Origin of the sequence: Bryobacter aggregatus MPL3 (assembly GCF_000702445.1) — a bacterium.
Classification (GTDB): Bacteria; Acidobacteriota; Terriglobia; order Bryobacterales; family Bryobacteraceae; genus Bryobacter; species Bryobacter aggregatus.
In genome coordinates this window covers 2,395,354-2,416,889 of the sequence record NZ_JNIF01000003.1, presented here as the reverse complement: position 1 = coordinate 2,416,889, position 21,536 = coordinate 2,395,354, and the positions used below count along the sequence as shown (strand labels likewise).

Sequence of the window (21,536 nt, the reverse complement as noted above, 5' to 3'; positions counted from 1 at the left end):
TTGCTCCGTATTCTCCATACCGCCGACTGGCATCTCGGACAAACGCTGCGCGGCTATTCGCGGGACCACGAACATGCCGCAGTGCTCGAAGAGCTCATCGAACTCGTCGCAGCCCACCAACCCAACGCCCTCCTCGTTGCTGGCGATATCTTTGACTCCCCGAACCCTTCTGCCGAATCGCAGCGCCTCTTCTACCGCACCCTGGTGCAGTTTCACAGGGCTTGCCCAACCATGACGACCGTGCTCACAGCGGGCAACCACGACGCCGCCTCGCGACTCGAAGCGCCGCGCGAAATCTTCGCGAGCATCGGCGTTCGGGTCGTCGGCAACGTCCGGCGGCAAGAGGGCGCCACACTGGCCGCGCCGCATCTGATCCCGATCGCATCTCCACAAGGCGAGGTACTGGCCCATGTTCTGGCCCTGTCTTACCCCACCAGTTCCTGCCTGCCCTCTATCCCTACACCCGAGGGCCAATCGCGGCTCATCCACTCGCTCCAACACCTCTACACCGACCTCGTCGAGCAAACTCGTCCGCAATGGCAGAACAAGCCGCTCATCCTCACCGGACACCTCCACGTCTCGGGTGCACAACAAAGCGAAGGGGCAGAACGCGGTATCCTCATCGGCGGCGAAAACGCCTTCCCCGCCTCGCTCTTTCCCAGTGAGGCCAGCTACGTTGCGCTCGGCCACCTCCACAAGCCACAGCGCGCCGGAGCCGATCACATCCGCTACAGCGGCTCCATCCTTCCCTTAAGCGCTAGCGAGATCGATTACAAACACGGCGTCACCCTCGTCGAAATCGACAACGCGCAACTGCGCACCCAGCACCTTCCGCTTACCCGTCCCGTCTCCTTCCATCGCATCCCGGACAAGGGCTTCGCAAGCGTCAATGAAATTCCGGGGCTCTTCGATGCCGTGAAGACAGCAACAGGGCAGCGCCCCTTTGCGCAAGTGCGGCTCCGCCGTGAAGGACTCACTGCGGTCTTCCGCGAACAACTTGCCCAAGAGGCCGAGAAAGCGGGGCTACGTCTCGTCGACACCCGCATCGAAGATCTGGAACCAACCAGCAACACACCGATCGAAACCCGCACCATTGCCGACTTCGACCCCGCACACTTCTTCCAGCTCGCCTACCAGCGCAGCTACGGACAGCCCCCCACTGACGCTCATCTCACGGTCTTCCAACTGGCGCACGAGATCGCCCAAGGCCAATGAAGATCCTATCCCTGCGGGGTGAAAATCTGGCGAGCCTCGCCGGAAGCTTCAGCATTGACTTCACCGCCACACCGCTGGCTGGTGCGGGCCTCTTTGCAATCACTGGCGAAACTGGCGCCGGAAAATCCACTCTCCTCGATGCGCTCTGCCTCGCCCTCTACGCCGAGTACCCGCGCGTAGACTACCAAAGCGCCGAAAGTACTCCCGACCCCAGCGGCGAAGCGATCCGGGCCAACGACCCGCGCCACATCCTGCGCCGGGGCGCGAGCAGCGGCTATGCGGAAGCCGACTTTGAAGGACGCGATGGTCATCGCTATCGCGCCCGCTGGGAGCTCCGCCGCTCGAAGGGGAACGCGATCGGCAATCTGCAGAAAGAGAAGCGCAGCCTCATCCGCGTGGCAGACGGCCAGACCCTCGCCGATAAGACAAGGGAAGTATTGCAGCAGGTGGAAGACCTCACCGGCCTGAACTTCCAGCAGTTCCGCCGCACCAGTCTGCTCGCCCAAGGCCAATTCGACAAGTTCCTGGTAGCCAGCGCCAATGAGCGCGCCGAGCTACTCGAACGCATCACCGGCTCTGAGATCTACGCACTTATCTCAAAGGCCATCTACGGTGGAGCCGAATCCCGCCGCCAGGCCCTCCTGACGATGGAAGCCAAACGGAACGAGATCCACTGCCTCACCCCGGAAGAGCGCCTGGCCATTGAAGAGTCTCTCCACAGCTTGCAGCGAGCAGCGGAGCAGGCGCGAGTGGAGCTGGAGACCACCAACCGCTCGCTACGCCTCTGGCAGGATCACAAGACCGCCACCACGTTCCTGGAGGCAGCAGCGGAGCAGCATTCGAACGCACTGGCCGCCTGGGAGGAGCACGAGCAGGACCGGAGCTTGCTGCGCGATCTGGACCAGGTAGAGCCTCTGCGCCCCCTGGCAATCACAGCGCAGCAAGCAACACGAGAGAACGAGCAAGCCTCGCAGGCACTTGTAGAGGCCGGGAAGGAGCGAATGGCGGCAGAAGAGCAGCGCCGCGTTGCGGAGGCGAAGCTGCTCGAAGCTGGCACGGCGAAACAGATCATCGACCAGCAAGTGGCCGCGTTCGTGCCGCAATGGCAAGCAGCGGAAGCACTCGATGTCCAGGTGCGGAATGCTGCCGAGCAAGCCAATCTTGCCGCCCAGACCTGGCTCGAAGCACAACGTGCCGAAGCCGAACAGACCACCAGCCATCAGAGACTCATTGAACAGCGACAGCAGAGTGCCGGGCAGCAGATCGAGACCACACGTTGGCTCGAGGAGCACAGTGCCTGGGCGCCCGCCGTCACGCAGCAGGCCACAGTCGAGAGGCTGATCGCAGAACGAAGCCAATTGGGTGCGCCCACGGACGCCCAGGCCCTCATCGGCCAGCTCGAAAGCGAACTGGCCGCACTGGCCCCGCAACTCGATGCCTTTCCTTACCCGGAGCAGGCGCAGTTCGCCGAGGACCTTTCGCAGACCCTCGAGGCGGCACGCTTGTGCCACACGCACACGGCAGGCGCCGCGGAGGCAGAAGCAACCCGTCTCCAGTTGGAGGCGAGTCGCGCCGCCGTCGCCACGACGATCCACACCCTGCAAATTCGCCTGGATGAAGCGACACTTACCAGCCAGCGAGCCGATCAGACAGCCTCAGCAGCTGCCTCGTCTCTGCGGGAGAACCTGCGTCCTGGAGAAGCCTGTCCGGTGTGTGGCAGCACCGAGCACCCGATCCACCAGAACAATCCGCAACTCGCAGCGCTTGCTGCAGACTATCGGCTTCGCCGGGATCAGTTGCAAGCAGCGTGGAAGCAGCAGAACGCCGAACAAACCCGGCTCGTGCAAGAGCTTGCCACCACCCAAGCACAGTGGGATCAACATCGCCAGCAGCTACAAGCAGCACAGAACCAATTCCATGCCTTCCCGCAGGCGCATGGCAAAACCCAACAGGATCTCGATGCCTTGCGCGAACAGTTGCAAAGCCACCGGCAAGGCAGCGAACGGCGCAACCAGATGCAGCAACGCCTGTTAGCAGCCAAGGACGGTCAGAGGGTGTATGAGCAGGCACGCAACTTGCACCGTCAACTGGACCCATTGCTCACGCCCCTCGCACTTCGCAACAACTCTCTTGCAGAGTTTCGCCAGTGTGTGCAGAGCTACACCGAACACGCCGCCCTGGCGGGTGCAATTGCCCAAGGGCTCCAGTATCTCGACACACAGCTCGCGGGCAGCGAATCCACACTCCGGGCGGCGCACGAGAATACAGCCAGAACACAGCAAGCCGCGGCGCAGAGCCAAGCCGAGTTAGACCAACGGGTTGCCCAGCGACGGCTGCAACTGGATGGGCAACCCGTCCAGCCCCATCGCGAGTGGCATCTGGAACAGCAGCGCCGGGCGGCCGCTCTCCATCTCGAAGCCAGCACGGCACTAGCATCCGTCCATTCCCGGGTGGAGGCGGCAGAGGCACATCAGGCACGGAGCCAACAACGGCTGGCGATGACCGAAGAGGCGGCACGGCTGGCCAAGCTCGATTGGACCCAGGCCTGTGCCGCAGGATCCGTAGAGACAAGCCAGGCACTCCGTCTTCTCGAAACCAAGCCACAACAGCGGCTGGCCCTGCAAGAAGGCTTGCAGCGGCTCGACCAGCAACTTCACACCGCGCGTGCCAAGCGCGAAGAAGCAACTGCAACGCTGGCGGGCATCGCCACCCAGTGCGCGGAGCTGCCCGCCGAAGCTTCTCTCCTCGAAGCCCAGACCGCGACCGAAGCAGCTCGGAGCGCGGCGCTCCAGCAGATCGGAATCGAGCAACAGAAGCTGCATCAGGACAACCAGCACCGGACACGGTATGAGGCAATGCTGGCCGAAATGGAACGAGCCAGAGAAGAAGCGAAGATCTGGCAGGAGGTGAACCACGCGATTGGTTCTGCTGGAGGCGACAAATTCCGCAAGTTTGTCCAGGCCCTGACGCTCGAGCATCTGGTGCAACTGGCGAATTATCATCTGGCCGCCTTCTCGGTCCGCTACCGCCTCGCTCGTACCAGCCCGGAGGAGCTCACCCTTCAGATTGTCGATCATGAGATGGCTGGGGCAACCCGGCCTGTCTCAACGCTCTCTGGCGGGGAGCGCTTCCTCATCAGCCTGGGGCTGGCGCTCGCGCTGTCCAGTCTCGAGGGCAAAGACTCGTTTGTCGATTGTCTGTTTATTGATGAGGGCTTTGGATCGCTCGATGCCGAGTCGCTCGATCTGGTGATGGTGGCGCTGGAGACGCTGCCCAGTTCGGGACGCCGGGTGGGGGTCATCACCCATGTCCCGGCGATGATGGACCGGATCGCGGTGCAGATTCGGGTTCGCAAACAAGGCAACGGCTATTCGAGCATCCAGATCGTGGACGGCTCGATGGACAACACGCTCTTATCCGCCGTGGGCGCTTGAGGGCTTCTTCATCTCCATCACATCCGTCACCAACTCTTTGCTATCGTTCAGCAGCTTCAAGATGATCTGGAGATCCATGGCCGGCTTGCCCGGTTGGCGGACACTCTGGCAATAGACTCCGTGTTGCCCGATCAATGCCAGGGCATCGGTAAGAAGATCCTGGGCAACGGCAAGACGACCTCGCTCGACGCCAAACTGGAACTCAAAACGCTCCAGTTCCTCCGCTCGCTCTTTATATACAGATGCCATGGAAACTCCTACAACTTGAAAAATGAGCGCAACTTCTTGGCGTGAGCGCGGCTCACCGGGACCTCAGTGCCCTTCGCATCGTCCATTTTCAACATCAGGCTGGAATTGAACCAAGGGTTCACTTCGCGGATGCGGTTCAGATTCACAAGATAGCCGCGATGCACCCGCCAGAAGACCTCAGAGTCCAGATCGCCTTGCAACTCATCAATGGTCTTATAGCTGCTCTCGCCAGTCACCCCGCTGGCAACGATGCGGACGACACCACCCTCGATCGTGGCGTAAATTAAGTCGCCTACATCAATGAGGAGGTTCCTGGCTCCTGTGCGAACCACCACTTTGCTCTTCGGAGCAGCCGTGCGGACCAGATTTTCTTCCTCTGGAGCTGGCAACTCAGAAAGGTACTTTTTCGCACGCTGGATGGTGACACCCAATCTCTCCTTGTCAATCGGCTTTAGGAGATAGTCCATAGCTTCCAGGCGAAAAGCCTCTATTGCGTACTGATCATATGCCGTAGCCAGAACAAAATATGGCAACTGCACATTTTTGTCCTGAAGTCTGCGAATGAGGCCTAACCCGTCTAATCCGGGCATTTGCACATCCAGGAATACTAGGTCCGGCTCAATCTTTTCAATGAGTTCCAGGGCCTGAATGCCATTCTCAGCCACCCCGGCAACCTCGACGTCGCCAAAATCGCGTAGCAGGAATTCCAGCTCTTCCCGGGCCAGTCGCTCGTCATCTACCAACACTGTCGTGATCGTCGCCGTAGCGCGAAGGCTCATCCGGTTGGTAGTATAGCAATTGGTGCCCTCGGCCTTTTAATTAAGCTGTCTCAATCTCCAAGGAAGGCTCTCCGTTGTCCGACCAGCCCGTTGAACCCAAACAAAACGTAAAAATTGCGCCTGCTGATGGCAAACTGGGAATCCTGATTCCCGGCCTCGGCGCTGTCGCTACCACCACGATTGCCGGTGTTGAAGCAATCAAGCAAGGATTGGGCAAGCCTGTCGGCTCGCTGACCCAATTGGCGACCATTCGCCTGGGAAAGCGCACTGACAATAATACCCCCTATATCCGGGACTTTGTACCACTCGCCAAACTGGACCAGCTTGTGTTCGGCGGCTGGGACATTTATAACGACAACTGCTACGAGGCCGCCAAGAACGCAAATGTTCTCGATGCGCCGCTCCTCGACAAGTTGAAGGGACCTCTTGAGTCCATCAAACCGATGTCCGCCGTGTTCGATCAGGAATACGTGAAGCGGATTCACGGCCCGAACGTCAAACAAAGTAAAGACAAGTTTGAACTGGTACAGGCCTTGATGGATGACATCAAGAATTTCAAGGAACGTACGGGAGCCACCCGCGCCACCATGATTTGGTGCGGCTCGACGGAAACGTTTAAGAAGCCGACGCAGGTTCATCAAAGCGTCAAGGATTTTGAAGCAGGTCTTAAGGCGAGCGATCCGGATATCGCTCCCTCTCAGATGTATGCTTATGCAGCATTGATGAGCGGTGTGCCGTTTGCCAACGGTGCTCCGAATTTGACGACTGATATTCCTGCGATGCTCGAGCTCTCCCGGGAGAGGAGTCTACCGATTTGCGGTAAGGATTTCAAAACCGGTCAGACCTTCATGAAGACCGTTCTCGCGCCGGGCTTTAAGGCGCGGATGCTGGGTATGTCTGGCTGGTTCTCTACCAACATCCTCGGCAATCGCGATGGAGAGGTGCTGGAAGATCCCGGCAGTTTCAAGACGAAGGAAGAGACCAAGCTCAGTGTTCTCGATGAGATCCTGCAGCCCGATCTTTATCCGGACCTCTATAAGGATCTCTACCACGCGGTTCGCATCAACTATTACCCTCCTCGCGGCGATGCCAAAGAGGGCTGGGACAACATCGATATTTTCGGCTGGCTCGGCTATCCGATGCAGATCAAGGTAGATTTCCTCTGCCGCGATTCCATCCTGGCCGCACCGCTGGTTCTGGACCTGGTGTTATTTCTCGATCTGGCGCAACGCGCTGGCATGCGCGGGATTCAGGAATGGCTGAGCTTTTACTTCAAAGGCCCAATGACCGCTCCTGGACTGTATCCCGAGCATGATTTGTTCATCCAGTTGATGAAGCTGAAGAACACGTTGCGCTGGATGCGCGGCGAAGATCTGATCACACACCTGGGCCTCGACTATTACGACTAAGTAACCCGCTCCTTACGGAGCTAAACAAAGAAGAGCTGAAGAAGAAAAGTGTTTGAATCATTAGCCCGAAGCAATTCCTCCGGCATGCGCATTCTTGTGATCGGCGGCACTCAGTTCGTCGGCCGCCTGCTGGTAGAAAACCTCTTGAAGCAGAAGAACGACGTCACGATTCTTCACCGCAAGCAGGCGCATCCGTTTAAGAAAAAGATCGGCAACATCGTTGCAGACCGCAACGATCCGGAGCAGATCAAGAAGGTGCTCGCTCGCGAGAAGTTCGACGTGGTCTTCGACAATGTTTACGATTGGGAGCGCGGAACCAACGCCTCCCAAGTCGAACACACCATCAAGACGATGGAAGGCAATTTCTCGAAGTACATCTTTATGTCGAGCGTGGCAGCCTACGGCGACGGCCTCAATCATCACGAGGCAGACGCGCTGGCGCCGGACGACCATCCGGATGCCTATGTTCGGAATAAGGCGATGAGTGAACGCATGCTCTTCCGCATGTTCTATCGCTATCACGTACCCGTGATTACCTTGCGTCCTCCTTTCATCTACGGGCCCGGGAACAACTACTATCGCGAAGCCTTCTTCTGGGATCGCTTGCGCGCAGGCCGTCCGCTCATTCTTCCTGGCGATGGCCGCCGGCTCATGCAGTTTGTTCACGTGGCCGATCTGATCCTCGCTTGTCAAAAAGTGCTGGAGCATCCTCAAGCAGTAGGCAACGCATTCAATGTCGCCAACTCGCGGCCGCTCACGCAGGAGGAAGTGGTTCACGCTCTCGCATCGGCGACAGGGAAGAAGCCGGAAATCATCCGGGTGCCGCGCCGTCAGATTGCGATGGCTGGTGGACATCCGATGGGTCCTCAGCTCTACTTCGGCTATTACTTCGATGTGGCTCCGATCACCATGGTGACCAACAAAGCCCAGCGGATGTTGAAGCTGAAGCCGCGTGATTTTGCCACTGGCCTGAAGGAAACTTATCGCTGGTATCTTCGCAATTCAGTCAAGCGCAAGCGCATTGATTACTCATTTGAGGATTCTTTGCTCGAACTCGCGCAAGCTGTATAACTACACTAGGACTAGCAGATGTTGCAGCTAGCCCGCGTCAGTTCGTTCGTCATCTTTGCCCTCCTATTGACCCTCCTCTCCTGTAAGAAGCAGGAGAAGGAGGGTCCCGTTTACCGGGTGATTGGGGAAGCCTTTGCCGGTCCGAATGAGCTCCCCATCCGGCAGGAACTTTCTCTCCGTTCTCCTGTGGTGACCACAGTCAAGCATGGAGACCGGCTCGAGATCGTGGATCGCCGCCGCCGCTATGTCCAGGTTCGTCTCAAGAACAATATGGTGGGCTGGGTTGATTTGCGTCTGCTCATCAGCGCCAAGCAGATGGACGAGCTCGAGGCGATGTCGAAGAAGTACAAAGACACTCCCGCACTGGGACGCGCCACGGTCTTCGATGTCCTGAACGTCCATACCGATCCGAACCGCTACTCTCCCACCTTTCTCCAGATTCAGGAGAAGGAGCACTTCGACGTGATCGGCCATCGCGTGGTGGTTCGCGTGCCCTACCAAGGCGAAACGATCGACATCGAAGATGATCGGCCCACCCCGATCTCGCAGCGGAAGCGCTCCACGAAGAAGCCACCCAAGATTGAACCGCCTCCGGCTCCCCCGACCCCGAAGGTTCCAGAGAACTGGCTCGAGATGTCCCGCACCACCGTAGTGCCCGAACTCGACAAAAAGGGCAATCCCAAGCCCTCGACGGCGCCCACCCAACAGATGGATGACCTTTCGCTGATACGCACCAAGGATGGCAAGGTTGGCTGGGTGCTGACCAATGGCCTCTTTCTCGAAGTGCCGGACGACGTCGCCCAATATGCGGAAGGCAGCCGGATTACCTCCTACTTTTCAATGGGCGAGGTGATGGATGAGGATCGCAAGCACAACCACTGGCTCTGGACCACGCAAAGCCAGCGCTACGCCCCCACTGACTTTGACGGTCTGCGCCTCTTCACCTACAACACGCGCCGCCATCGTTACGAGACGGCTTATCGCGAACGGAACCTGCGCGGCTTCTTCCCTGCCACGACGGATCTGTCCAAACCGCGGCCCGAGTTTAAGATCATCGTCGAAGAAGAAGGACAACTGGTGCAGAAGCATTATGCCTTCGATGGAACGCGCGTGAAGCTGCTCTCGAAACAGCCCTATGAGCGGCCCAAAGACGAAGAGTTGCTCACCACGGGCGCACCTCTTCCGCCAAAAGAAGAAGTGTCCTGGCTTAATCGTTTCAAAAAGTTAATCCCCTGGTTGAACTAGGCTACAATCGCGACATGCAGCGTCGCGAATTCCTCAATACCAGTGCCGCACTCGGCATCTCTTCGGCCGCCCTGGCACAAACACCGATGCCGATGGACGTCCTTGGCAAATCGCAATTGAAAGTCTCCAAGATTTGTGTCGGCGGCTATCACATGCGCGTGGGGGGCGAGATCGGTGGCATCCGTATCATCCGCCGGGCGCTGGAACTGGGAGTCAATTTCTTTGACTCCGCCGCAAAGTATCACAACGGAGAAAGCGACGTGACTTACGGCAAAGTCTTCGGGGACTCCCCCAGCTTGCGCCAGCGCGTACTGCTCATGTCCAAAGCGGAGAATCGAACCCGCGACGGCGCCATGCTCCAGTTGGAGAATACCTTGCGCCGCATGAAAACGGACTATCTCGATCTCTGGCAATGCCACGAAGTGGTGACGCTCGAGGAAGTGAAACAGATCTTCGGCCCCGGCGGCTCGCTCGAAGCCTTTGTGAAGGCCAAGGAGCAAGGCAAGGTGCGCCACATCGGATTCACCGGCCATGCCGACCCCAATACGCATCTGGCGCTGCTGAATGGCTACAACGGCTGGGAAACGGTGCAGTGCCCGGTAAATCTCATCGATCCGCATTATCTGAGTTTCATCAAGAATGTCCACCCGAAGGTTCGGGAGCGTGGGCTGGGCTTGATCGGAATGAAGAGCAATGCAATCGGGAGCATCACGAAGATGCGCATTGCAACGATCGAGGAGTGCCTGCGCTTTGCCTGGACTCAGAATCCGAATACCTTGGTGTCAGGTGTGGAATCTGTCGATCAGTTGGAGCAGAACGTCGCAGTGTTGAAGACCCTAAAGAAGATGACACCGGCGGAGATGTCGTCCATTCTCGATCGCACCTCGAAGGGCCCGGTGGGTTCGAAGATCGAGAGCTATAAGAAGAAGGAATCCACCGCCATGCATCATGCGGTACATCGGGATGGAGATCCGGCCGAAGTTTAGCGGAGTCTGAGCTGCCTTCGGGCTTCAGGTGGAAGAGGCTATGCTGCACAGTGGCCGCAACCATGCCTTCGACGCTGGAACAATGGTGAGGCTAATCCAATTGGAAGTGACGGAGCCAGTGACAGCCGCGACCCGGTACCATCCAGGCCGCAACGGGGGAAGATCGCGATTCAGAATGATCTGCCTGGAGGCGGCACCAAGAGCACTGGAATCAGAACAGGGCATCGAAACGCTGCCCCAGATGGAATGTGGCTCAAGAAGGAGACGGACGCTGTAGACCGGGGCAGTGGGCGCAGAGCCTGTGAGCGCCGTGAGACGCAACTGTGCTGGAATGAGCGCACTGGTATGATACGCCTTCTGGGGCCAGAGTTGGAGCTAGAGGGCTTGTGCCAAAAGAGAGCCCCCCAGCAGCATGGCAGCAGAGAGTCACATGCCATTCAGGGAGCAATCGACCCGCCAAAACTTAGGCAGGCCGCCGGAGAAGCGCGCGGGCGGGAGCGCCGTCCGCTCCAGCAATCTTGAGTGGCAAACAGATGAGTTCGTAATCACCCGGTTCGACCGCGCTCAGATCGAGGCCTTCAATAACGGAGATTCCGGCGCTCAGAATGGTGACATGAGTCTCGACAGTGTCGTGGTGGAAGCCGCCGATCGAGAGATAGTCGACTCCGATGGTGCGGACGCCGCATGCGACCAGATATTGAGCCCCTTCGTCCGACAGGTAGATGAAGTCTTTGTTGAAGACCGCGCTATTCCAGTCCGTATTCGCATTGCGCGTCTTGAAGAGGAGGCGTTCGCCAGGCTGGGGATGGAGTTGGCGGAGTTCGTCGCGCCCAATTGCATTCGGATGGTGGATCTCGACGACCCGGGCCGGGCCGATCAGGGCGTCGAGGTCTTGTTGGTCGATCGCGGAGCCAGCCGGAACAAAGTGGCGCGGGGCATCCATGTGTGTGCCCGTGTGGGCACTCATGTCGAGCCGGGTGAGGTTGCAGACATCGCCTTGATCGATGGCAGCAACCTGTTCAATACGCGGGAGCGGATCGCCCGGCCAACACACCATTCCATCGCGCAACGCAACGCTGATATCCCAATAGCGCCAGGCCATCAATCCAAGTCCTCAGGTGTTAATTTGCGGGCGCGCTTTTTGTAGAGGACTTCCGTGCGATTGGGGGCTTCTCGCAGGAGAAGCAGCCAAACACCCAGGAGGCTCACCAATGTCGCGACCCCGCCCACCAGAAAGTAGTCTAGCGGACGGAGTGGCTTGGGCAACCACTGCAACATTAGAAATGCGACGAATCCAAAAAGGATGAGGTCGAATAGAACAAGGGCGGCCATCCGCGATCCGCTGATCTGCATGTTTTCTAATCGTACTTCTCAACGATGATCTGTTTGCGATCGAAGCCGCGCGCCTTCAGTTCGTCGCGCACGCTCTCCACCATTTCTTTTAAGCCACACACATAGACATCCAGGTCTGTCCGATCTCCAATCACTTCCCACAACAAGGGTTGGACACGTCCGATCTTACCGGCCCAGACGCCTTCGGGACGCGTGACGGTGGGGATGTAGTGCAGGTTCGGATGCCGTTCGGCAAGCGCCTGGAACTCATCATGGAACATCAAGCCGTGTGTGTAGCGTGCGCCAAAGATGAGCGTCGCCGGCACGCCGTGCTCGAGATAATCCACCTGGCGCAGCATGGGCCGGAAAGGAACCACACCTGTTCCGGTGGCTACGAAGATCGCTTCCCGCTCCTTTGACTTCAAGACAAAGGACCCCACCGGGCCCTTGGTTGGAACTAGATCGCCGGGCTGCAGCGAGAACAGATGCGGCGAGAACACGCCATCATCTACCTTGTTCAAACAGATCTCAAACTGGTTAGAGCCAGGCAGAGACGCAATCGAATAAGCGCGGGTCGTCTTCTTCCCATCAACGAGTTCAGTCATCGAAACCCATTGCCCAGGAACAAATTCAAACAGTTCCGTATCGGGCAACTCAAATCGGAAATGCCGGATCCCTGGTCCAAGATCCCGGATCTCGACCAGACGAGCCTTATACTCTACGAGCGCCATTGTGCGACACCCTCCTTTGCACGATCGAGCAGAATCGCTCCCAAACCCGGATGCCCGTCAAGGGGCGGCGTCACCGCAATGGGTAAGCCAGGCCGCTCCGCTTGGATTTTGGCGATGAGTTCGGGAAGATCCCGCTTCAGATGTAAGCCAACCGTCAGAAAATATGGCACAACCAGAATGCGGTCTGCGCCCCGCCCCAGGAGATCTTCCACCGCGCCGCGGAGATCTGGCTTTCCGCCATCCAGGAAACTGGTAGCCATCAACGCAAAGCCACCTTCGTCCGTAATCGTACGAGCAACGATGCGGACCGCTTCATTCGCACTCTCCACACTCGATCCATGCGCAAAAACTATAACTCCGGTTGCCATATCTCTATTCTCGCGAAAGAGAGGGCTGCTCGACCAAGCGTTCCTTCCGCAGAGGCCGCAATTCTAAAAAAGATACCTCCCGAAGCCGGGAGGTATCTTTGCCTTTTGCGGTCAAGAGGATCTAGAACAGAATCGAAACACCGAACTGGGCGACGAAGTTCTGGAACCAGCCATCAAGCTTCGCCCCGGGAGCCGGGGCAATCACCTTGGTCGGCACCGGAGAAATGTAGTCCCGGAACTCTGCGCGAAGGGCCAAGTGCTTCACCGGCATAAACTTGATACCAGCACCCACTGACACCACAGGAACCCATTCCTTGGTTTTTGTCAAAAACGCAAAATTGTTCAGAGGCTGCACGGCCACTTCCCGCCCTGTCCCTTCATACCCCCGGAAGCCAGCACCAAACGCCACAAAGGGGCGAAGCCGCGAGCCACGCGGAGCCGTATGAAGCAGGAAATCATAGTGAATCGTGTTCGACCGGGAACCAAAGGTATAGGTTGTCCCTCCTTGCTGGAGCTTCAGGTCGTTGTTCTGATACATGTAGCGGATTTCGCCGCCCAGGTACTTGTGCATATCGTTGCCGAGCCATGCACTGAAACCGAAGCCATTGTTAAAACCAGCCGAAGCTTTCAGACTGCTGGTGGATACATCCTTCGATGTATAGAAGGTGCCCGCCGCGCCAGCGCCAAATTCCCAGCGCTGCGCCATCGCAGGCAGCGCGGCCAGCAGGCCCAGGCTCAAAATGATACCCCTCAGGGTATGGATACACGACTTCCGCATTCGCAAACTCCTCTAGGCAGATTGTAAAGGAAAACAATTCTGGCCAAAAATGTTCTATTCAATGACGCGCACATTGAGCGTTGTGACCGATCCGCCCTGACTGATGGTCAGCGGAACCGTGAAGCCCGTCGGAGTCCAGGTCAGGATCTTCGCATTGATCTGATAGACCCCCACCTCGCCCGGCGTCAAACCGGCGTAGCTCACCGGCTGTTCCACACCGCCAATGCTGATCTTCGGCTCGACAAGCGCCCTCGCCAAAGGATCAACCGGGGCACTGAGTCCGGAATCGACTGCCGGGTTTGTCTTTCCAAGCCCTGTCAGGTAAATCACGATCGTATCGCCGCGCTTGACCGGGTTCGAGTTGGTGACGATCAGACCATTGCGGCCATTCACAATCGTTGCCACCTGTCCCTCCATGCCCTCAAGCATGGTACGGAAGATACTCGGCGCCGTCGAGGCAACGTTTAAGTTATAGTTATCGCTCACCCCTCCAGGCGTGCGCAGAATTAAGGTTGTGTTTCCCACCGCTTCGTAAGGAATCTGGGCGTTGATTTCATGGCCGCTAACGAAAATGAGCGGGATCGGCTGCCCGTTGACCGTAATGCAGCTCTCGCCCAGCGCCGTCGGCAACGGACGCTCACGGCTGGCCTGATTGATGGGGCTTAAATCGATTCCCTCAATCTTCACCAGACTTCCTGGCGCAATGGCGGTCGAGCCATCAGCAAGGTTGGTTACCTTCGTAATCCGCGGAGTAGCAACCGCCGCATCATAGCTCCAGGGCAGGACGGTAAAACCAGACACCGTCAGCAGAACGATTGCGTTCCGCGAGTAAAGCGGAGCAATAGTGCGAATGAAGGGTTGCGTCGTTGCATTCGAGAGCACCGGCGACTCCACCGTTCGTGTGCCGATCTGCGTAGTGGCGGTCGGAAAGACCAGACGCTGGATCGTTCCGGGTCCATCAGCGCCGGCAGAAGTCAGCCGGAACCCGAGGTTGTCGACAAAAGAGAAGCCGTAGGTGGTTTGGGTGTCGGGCCCCAAACGCTTCGTTGGAACCAGCGATCCATTGAGAAGGAAGTTGCCGACAACGAACTGATCAAAGCTGGAAGCGGCATAAGCGCCACCCAACACGGTGACATCTTTGCGGGAGGTCACGAAAGAGTTGGAATTGCCATCGAACAGGAAGGTGGTGCCATCCTTGGAGGCGCCCATGATCTTAGCGCCATTCGGCGAGGCCACCAACACGGTGTCAACGTTGATGTCATTCGTAAAGGTATCGAGAGTCGGCAGCGCAGTCGCAGTTCGGGACACAAAGTCGACCCTCGAGATCATATTGATGGGTCCGGCCACACGGCTTGCCACCAGCGTGGTACCCGCGGCGCTTGCAATGCTGCGTGGATAGTGGCCACCCGGCATCTGAATGGAGGGCTGCGGACGCAAGGTGTCGAGTGCAAAAACAGAGATCACCTGAGAGTTATCATTGCCAACCAAAAGATAGCGTTTGTCAAAACTGAAGGCCAACTGCGTTGGCGTGTTGCCAGTCCGCAACGTAGCCAACTGTTGATAGGTGGTGCCATCGAAGACCAGCACACTGTTGGTGTCCTGTTGGATGATGAAGAAGCGGTCTCGCGTCGGATCGGAAGCAATATCCACCAAGGTTCCCGGCACATGAATACTCGTTCCGCGCTGGTCCGGTTCCTTGGAGTTGATCAGGAGGCGAAGCTTCGCGCTCCGGAGAATCGAGCCGTCGGAAACGATATCCAGGGAGCGGACGACCGTGCCCCGCGTGTTACTAAAAGTAAGGGGATCGACACTCACCGTCACCGTCGCCGGTGTCGTGCCCGTCAGCGGACTGACGGTGACTCCATTCGGCACATTCGCAAAAGCAAAGTCGGTTGACTGGCCGCTGGAGTCGCCAATCACAAAGGTCTGCACCGCCACGCGGCGATCGCAGAAATTCCCCTGGAAGACTAAATCGGAAACGCTCGGCACCACTTTGCGTTGTTTATAGAGGTCGCCGACCGGCAGGATCATGACTCCGCTATCGCTGTTGGCAAACATCGTATTGCCATCGCTGCTCAGAATCGCCTTTCCGGCAAGGTTTTCAGGCAGTTTGATCCGTTCGCGCACCGTCAGATTATCGGCGTCGAGGACCTGCAAAATTTTTTCCTGATCGATCGTCGGCCCTGAGCTCGACGTGCCAGTACTCGATGAGGTGATCGTCTCATTCATCTGCGCATAGATCAGACCACGCGCACTATCAATCACGTGCCCGCCAATATTCAGAACCCCGCTCGCGTTCGGGAACTGGGCAATGTTCGTAAAGTTCTGGTCGAGCAGCGCCCAACCAACGAGTACATTCGTTCCATTTGCATTCAGACTCAGCGTCCGCGGAGCCAGAGCAGGCTCTGAAACCCGGCCGCCGACGATCAGGCCCTGCCCGACATCAAAGCGATACACAATCACCTCGGTGTCAGCAGCCGAGCCTTGGATCACGCCGTAGATCCGTGTGAAATCCTTGGTCGCCTGACTCGAGCTGGCCACAATATTCTGGGGAAAGTTATTGAAAGGCTGCGGCAGCGTTTTCAACGCCAACTCCGCCATGGTCAGCAAGGTACGAGTGGCGCCGGTGACCGGATCAAACAGGAGAAAAGCATTTGAGGTGGCCACCAGGGCGTTCCCGTCGGAACCAAAAGCAACGCTGAGCGGTACCGCCGACAAACTGAAGGTCTGCCGTTGGTTATTGTCGAGGTTGATGAGCGTCAGAGCATTGCGAGGTTGATTCGGGGTGGCGAAATTCCCGAAATGGGCAACCAGGAGCCAACGGTGATCCGGTGAGATCGAGATCGATCCTGGTTGCGGCGCCACATTCATCGAAGTTTGGATACTGCCTGTGGCCAGAGACATCACTTCAATCCGGTTTGCGGTGAAGTTTGCGATATAGAGGACCCCGCGCTGCTCATCGAGCGCCAGATCTGCCGCTTGTCCCCCGATGACGATTGGCGTTCCGAATGTCGCGGCGGATGCGCTGCCCGCCCCGTTGGCCCAGAGGAAGCTGGCCAGAACTGCGGTGGCGGATGCCAACCTCAGCCCATTCGAAGTCCATTTTTTTAACTGCAATGCCAATCTCATGCCGAAATTGCCTTTCATAGGTCAGCTCTCCGAACTGGGAAGGCCGGGGGTTTCTCGTTTCCCTCCGGGAACACCCGGCCCTAAATTCACTACTCGTCTACGTTCTTTTTACGGCGCAACACAATCAGTCCAAGCAGGCTGACAGCGAGCACAGCACAGATGATTCGAAACATTGAGGCATCAAGCATTTCGAGTTCTCCTTTCCAGTTGCATTCATTCCACATTCCCGCGACCTTAGGCCGTCTATAGTTATTGATTCGGCAGTTAGCCTTAAAAACTTCAGGCCTACATGCCGTTCATCATCGGAAGTAACTCGCGAACAATCTTCACGGCAATGGGTCCCACCGTCACGATGAACAAGGTGGGAAGAATGCAGAAGAAGATGGGGAACACGAGTTTGACACCCAGCTTGGCGGCCTTTTCCTCGGCGATTTGCCGCGCTTGGACCCGCATGTAATCGGCATGGGCACGCAGGCTTTGCGCGACTCCGGTACCGAAGCGGTCGGCCTGGATCAGAACTGCGACCAGCTTTTTCAAGTCGTCAACCGAAGTCCGTTCAGCAAGGTTCCGAAGCGCCTCCGCACGCCGTTTCCCCGCCTTCAGCTCCAGATTGACGAGCATGAACTCTTCACAAATTTCCGGATGCGCATGCTCCAGTTCCTTGGACACCTGCAAGATCGCCTGGTCCAGCCCCAGACCACTCTCGACGCAGACCACTAGCAGATCAAGACCATTGGCCAAGCCACGCTGGATCTGTTTTTGCCGGCGTTTGCCCATGATGTTGACGTATTCGTTGGGACCGAAAAAGCCCGCCGCGACGCTCGCCAGCACGGCAATAAACTTGTTGCTCGCATCGGCAGGAGAACCGGCGACCAGTAAGCTCATCAGAATGGGGACAGCCGCGCCGAGAATGACCTTCGAGCCATAGAAGATCTTGAGCGCATTCGGCCCTCGCATGCCCGCGCGGATCAAGCGCCGCTGCATCAGCGACACATCCTTCGGGGAAGCCGGCAAGACATTCCCCAACCGCTGTACAAGCTCGTGGAAGACCAGGCTCGGGTGCTTGGGAGCATGCTCCTGCACCTCCATTGAGACGCCGGTCACCCGCTCAATCGCCTCCTTCGGTTGCACCCACATGCGCATCCCCAGCGTGGAAACGACGAGCGCAACGATGATGAAAATAGCAAATGCGATCACGATCATCATGAATTTAGACCTCGATCTTGACGATCTGTTGAATGACCCAATAGCCGAGGAGTTGGAGCGTCAGCCCCGCCCCGGCCAAGTACATGCCAATCTCCTCGTTGAAGAAGAACAGGATGTACTCGCGGTTGGAGAAAAACATGAGCACCGCCACCACCATCGGGATGCTGCTGAGCGCCATGCCGGTCATGCGGCCATGCGCCGAAATCGCGCGAATCTTACCGCGCAGCTTAAACCGCTCTCGGATGATAAAGGCAAGCTTGTCCAGAATTTCCGCGAGATTGCCGCCCGTCCGTTTCTGTAGGATCACCGCAGAAACAAAGAACTGAACATCGAGCAGTGGCACTCGCTTGGCCAGCTTCTCCAGTGCGACATCCAAGGGCAGACCGAGATTGTGTTCCTCAAAAGCCCGTTTAAACTCGCTCGAGAGAGGCTCCTGGAACTCGCGATGGATCATCTCGAGTGATACCGAGAAGGCATGCCCCGCACGCATGGACCGGGACACGAATTCGAGCGAATCGGGGAATAGCTCTTCAAAACGATGCAAGCGGGAGGCTCGCTTCCGCGAGACATGGAGAATCGGCAACATCCCGCAGAGGGCGGCCGGAATCAATCCGAGAATGCGGTATTTCGGCGGCAGAAAGAAATGCACACAGAGATAACCGAGCAAGAAGCAGCCCAGGCAGGCATGCACCAAGCGGGCGACGCGCCACTTCAGACCAGCTTGCTCGAGCAAGGCCTGCAGCCGCGGCTGCAGGTCAAACTTCTTCAGCAGTTTGATTGCGAACTTGCCAGTCTGCAGATCCTCGGTCTCAATCAGCGCTGGACGCCGCTCCTTCGTTTTGACCGTGGCTTTCGGCTCTTTACCTGCCAGGCGGGACTTGATCTTGTCCACGTCTTTGCTCTTGAAGACATTCGAGACGAGATACCAGATCACCATGGAGCCTACCCACACGGCGAGCGCAACTGTGATGAAGAAAACCATTTTCGGGGCCCTGAATTCTTAGACTTCTTCGACTTCGTCGAAGAGATCGGGACGGAGGCGGATCCCGGCAGAGAGCAGCTTCTCGTAGAACTTCGGCCGGATACCGGTAGCGGCGAAGCGGCCCAGTACCTTGCCTTCCGGCGAAAGCCCCCGCTTCTCGAACACGAAGATGTCCTGGATCGTGATGATTTCGCCTTCCATCCCGGTCACTTCCGTAATCGAGGTGACGCGGCGCGAACCATCGCTCAAACGAGCAGCCTGGACAAACAGATTCACGGCGCTAGAGATCTGTTGCCGCACCGATTCAAGCTTCATGTTTGAGTTCGCCAAACTCACCATCACTTCGAGACGGGAGACGGCGTCACGGGGCGTATTCGCGTGGACCGTAGTCAGACTGCCATCATGACCTGTGTTCATGGCCTGCAACATGTCGAGTGCTTCCTCGCCACGGACTTCGCCGACAACAATCCGGTCAGGCCGCATACGCAAGCTGTTGACCAGCAGTTCCCGCTGGCGGATGGCGCCATTGCCTTCGAGATTTGCCGGCCGGGTTTCCAGCCGCGCCACATGCGGCTGCTTCAGTTGCAATTCAGCCGCGTCTTCAATCGTGACGATGCGTTCCTTCGGGTTGATGAAGAAGCTGAGTGCATTTAACAGGGTCGTCTTACCAGCGCCCGTACCACCGGCAATGATGATGTTCAGCTTCGCCTTGACTGCCGCTTCGAGCAACTCCATCATGCCCTTGGTCATGGCCTTGCGGTCGACCAGATCGGGCGGCATGAGTTTGTCCGCCGAAAAGCGGCGGATCGAGAGCAAAGGGCCATCGACGGCAAGTGGCGGAATGATCGCATTGACACGGCTGCCGTCCAGCAGGCGGGCGTCCACCATCGGATTCGATTCATCGATGCGGCGGCCGACTTGGCTGACGATCTTGTCGATGATGCGCAGCAGATGCGGATCATCGCGAAAGGTGACATTGGTCAGCTCCAGTTGCCCGCGCCGTTCCACGTAAACCTGCTTGTGCGTATTGACCAGGATGTCGGAGATCGTTGCATCCTGCAGCATCGCCTCGAGCGGCCCCAGGCCGAACACCTCATCGAGAACCTCATCGCAGATCTGCTGCTTTTCAATCGAGCTGAGCAGCGTCGGCTCTGCATCGATCAGGGAGATCAAGGCCTGGCGCACTTCGCTGCGCACGCGCTGATTGTCGATCGTGGCCAGCGCTTCGAGGTTGATTTTATCCAGCAGCTTCCGATGGAGCGTGAACTTCAGTTCCTGGTATTCAGGCTTCAGTTGGACCTTTGGCTTCGCAGCGTTTTTCAGCAGCCGCTGCTCCCAGCTCAGTTGGGATTTCGATCCGTTGTCTTGCGTGCTAATCATGATGGGAGAATCCTTGCTTCCTTCGCACTAGGTCTGAGAGAGCGCCGGGCGGGCTGTCTCGAGCATCGTGGCCGACTTCTTCTTTTCGGCATCTTTGGTACCAGACATCTTCTTTGCGAGTCCTTCCACCGCTTTCCCCAGTTCACAATCCGCGCCGAGCGGCTGACCGAGGGTCACGACCCGGTGCAATGAGAAGTAGTCATTCGGAAACATCGCCTCGACCGGCGAGTTAAAAATCTTTTCCAGATCGCTCAAGCCAATTTCGTCACGCTTGTTCACGCGATTGACGAGGAGCCGGTAACGGTCCTTGGTCAACCCCAGATTCGTCAGCATCGCGATCGCCTTGCGGGCCAGATGCAGACTAGGCAGCTCACTGGTCGAGACTAGATACATCTGTTCGGTCTCAGTGAGCATGAGGAGACTGGGGCGATAGAAGATGGCTGGCAGGTCGACGACAATCCAGTCATACACCAGGCGCGCGTATTGCAGGACCTGATGCAAGCGGTCGCTGGCTACCTCCGCAGAAACAGGCGCTTCAGGCGCCGGCAAAATGTCGATCCCGGCAAAGTGCGAGACCAGCGAACCCCATATGGCCGGATTCAGACGGCCGGACTGCTCGATCGCGTCGAGCATCGAGTAGGGATGATTCAACTTGAGATAGAAGCCAATGGTGCCCCCCATCAGGTCCAGATCGAGTAGCAACACTTTTTTCCCCGTCAAGCGCTTCAAGGTAAAGGCCATTTGTGCGCTGAGCGTGGAGGATCCGGACCCGGGCTTGGAACTGGCAAAGGCAATCACCTTCCCGAGTTCCCGCTCCGCGGCCGGTTCTGGCTCCTTCAACTTGCGGATGCGGCTCGCCGCGTCCAGTTGCGCACTCGAATCAAAGGGGAAATAAAGAAAATCTCGCGCCCCGAGGCGAAGACTGCGCAGCAAGGCCTCGGAACTGTTCTCCCGGTGGATTCCAATCACGTGGGTACCAGGAGAGGCATGACCGATCAGTTGGATCAGCTCGCAGGCGGTGTCCAGATTCGAAGCCAGATCGAGGAGTACAACATCTGGCTGCACTTGGCGGAGCCGGATCTCGAGCGTCTGATTCGGCGGGTAATGCTTGAGATCCGCCATGATCTGAAACGATCGAGAGGATTCGACGGATTGCGTCAGCGCAGAGGCCAACTCACGATCCTGGCAAATCAGGATTGCGGTCAGATCGACATTGATCGCTCCGAACGAGGGGGACAACAT

At 57.7% G+C, this 21,536-nt stretch carries 18 protein-coding genes; 6 read left to right on the top strand and 12 right to left on the bottom strand.

All coding sequences use genetic code 11. The features are described from left to right. Positions 1 to 1,215: an exonuclease subunit SbcD gene (gene sbcD, locus M017_RS0111455; RefSeq protein ID WP_031498019.1), complete on the top strand. Its 1,215-nt coding sequence runs from the start codon at positions 1 to 3 to the stop codon at positions 1,213 to 1,215. Continuing rightward, a complete protein-coding gene (locus M017_RS0111450) occupies positions 1,212 to 4,649 on the top strand; it encodes an AAA family ATPase (protein WP_031498018.1) in 3,438 nt (1,145 codons plus the stop codon). Before sbcD ends, M017_RS0111450 begins: the two co-directional genes overlap by 4 nt. Here the strand turns inward: M017_RS0111450 and M017_RS0111445 are convergent. Beyond that, entirely contained in the window at positions 4,629 to 4,898 is a 270-nt protein-coding gene (locus M017_RS0111445) for a hypothetical protein (RefSeq protein WP_031498017.1), read from the bottom strand. The two genes, M017_RS0111450 and M017_RS0111445, sit on opposite strands and share 21 nt — an antisense overlap. 8 nt (positions 4,899 to 4,906) lie before the next feature. Then, the gene (locus tag M017_RS0111440; protein ID WP_031498016.1) at positions 4,907 to 5,677 is read right to left on the bottom strand and encodes a LytR/AlgR family response regulator transcription factor; all 771 of its coding nucleotides are present in this window, start codon (positions 5,675 to 5,677) and stop codon (positions 4,907 to 4,909) included. Between the two features lie 74 nt (positions 5,678 to 5,751). On the opposite strand from M017_RS0111440, the gene M017_RS0111435 reads away from it, so the two are divergent. From M017_RS0111435 to M017_RS0111420, 4 genes are read left to right on the top strand one after another with little or no spacing between them, the layout of a single operon-like run. Then, the gene (locus tag M017_RS0111435) at positions 5,752 to 7,086 is read left to right on the top strand and encodes an inositol-3-phosphate synthase (RefSeq protein WP_031498014.1); all 1,335 of its coding nucleotides are present in this window, start codon (positions 5,752 to 5,754) and stop codon (positions 7,084 to 7,086) included. 48 nt (positions 7,087 to 7,134) lie between these two features. Then, on the top strand, positions 7,135 to 8,157 hold the full coding sequence (locus tag M017_RS0111430) for an NAD-dependent epimerase/dehydratase family protein (protein WP_238325866.1): 1,023 nt from the start codon (positions 7,135 to 7,137) through the stop codon (positions 8,155 to 8,157). Positions 8,158 to 8,175: 18 nt separating this feature from the next. Continuing rightward, entirely contained in the window at positions 8,176 to 9,402 is a 1,227-nt protein-coding gene (locus tag M017_RS0111425; RefSeq protein ID WP_031498011.1) for an SH3 domain-containing protein, read from the top strand. 14 nt (positions 9,403 to 9,416) lie between these two features. Beyond that, entirely contained in the window at positions 9,417 to 10,388 is a 972-nt protein-coding gene (locus M017_RS0111420; protein ID WP_051669879.1) for an aldo/keto reductase, read from the top strand. 463 nt (positions 10,389 to 10,851) lie between these two features. On the opposite strand, the gene M017_RS0111415 is transcribed toward M017_RS0111420, so the two are convergent. From M017_RS0111415 to M017_RS0111365, 10 genes are all read right to left on the bottom strand, one after another. Continuing rightward, positions 10,852 to 11,490 (bottom strand): cyclase family protein, encoded by a 639-nt coding sequence (locus M017_RS0111415; protein ID WP_031498008.1) that lies wholly within the window; start codon positions 11,488 to 11,490, stop codon positions 10,852 to 10,854. Continuing rightward, positions 11,490 to 11,741: a hypothetical protein gene (locus tag M017_RS0111410; RefSeq protein ID WP_031498006.1), complete on the bottom strand. Its 252-nt coding sequence runs from the start codon at positions 11,739 to 11,741 to the stop codon at positions 11,490 to 11,492. The genes M017_RS0111415 and M017_RS0111410 overlap by 1 nt, the downstream gene beginning before the upstream one ends. A gap of 5 nt (positions 11,742 to 11,746) precedes the next feature. Further along, on the bottom strand, positions 11,747 to 12,451 hold the full coding sequence (locus M017_RS0111405; protein WP_031498004.1) for a ferredoxin--NADP reductase: 705 nt from the start codon (positions 12,449 to 12,451) through the stop codon (positions 11,747 to 11,749). Next, on the bottom strand, positions 12,439 to 12,819 hold the full coding sequence (locus tag M017_RS0111400) for a sirohydrochlorin chelatase (RefSeq protein WP_080507656.1): 381 nt from the start codon (positions 12,817 to 12,819) through the stop codon (positions 12,439 to 12,441). Before M017_RS0111400 ends, M017_RS0111405 begins: the two co-directional genes overlap by 13 nt. A 121-nt stretch (positions 12,820 to 12,940) precedes the next feature. Beyond that, positions 12,941 to 13,597 carry an outer membrane beta-barrel protein gene (locus tag M017_RS0111395; RefSeq protein ID WP_080507655.1) on the bottom strand — a complete coding sequence of 219 codons (657 nt, stop codon included), beginning with the start codon at positions 13,595 to 13,597 and terminating at the stop codon, positions 12,941 to 12,943. A 54-nt stretch (positions 13,598 to 13,651) separates the two neighbouring features. After that, on the bottom strand, positions 13,652 to 16,726 hold the full coding sequence (locus tag M017_RS0111390; protein ID WP_162179895.1) for a hypothetical protein: 3,075 nt from the start codon (positions 16,724 to 16,726) through the stop codon (positions 13,652 to 13,654). A 285-nt stretch (positions 16,727 to 17,011) separates the two neighbouring features. After that, on the bottom strand, positions 17,012 to 17,932 hold the full coding sequence (locus tag M017_RS0111380; RefSeq protein ID WP_051669877.1) for a type II secretion system F family protein: 921 nt from the start codon (positions 17,930 to 17,932) through the stop codon (positions 17,012 to 17,014). 4 nt (positions 17,933 to 17,936) lie between these two features. Continuing rightward, the gene (locus tag M017_RS27620) at positions 17,937 to 18,914 is read right to left on the bottom strand and encodes a type II secretion system F family protein (RefSeq protein ID WP_051669875.1); all 978 of its coding nucleotides are present in this window, start codon (positions 18,912 to 18,914) and stop codon (positions 17,937 to 17,939) included. Positions 18,915 to 18,932: 18 nt separating this feature from the next. Continuing rightward, complete coding sequence (locus tag M017_RS0111370; protein ID WP_031497998.1) at positions 18,933 to 20,294, bottom strand: TadA family conjugal transfer-associated ATPase; 1,362 nt, start codon at positions 20,292 to 20,294, stop codon at positions 18,933 to 18,935. A gap of 27 nt (positions 20,295 to 20,321) precedes the next feature. After that, on the bottom strand, positions 20,322 to 21,536 hold the full coding sequence (locus tag M017_RS0111365) for a CpaE/TadZ family protein (protein ID WP_031497997.1): 1,215 nt from the start codon (positions 21,534 to 21,536) through the stop codon (positions 20,322 to 20,324).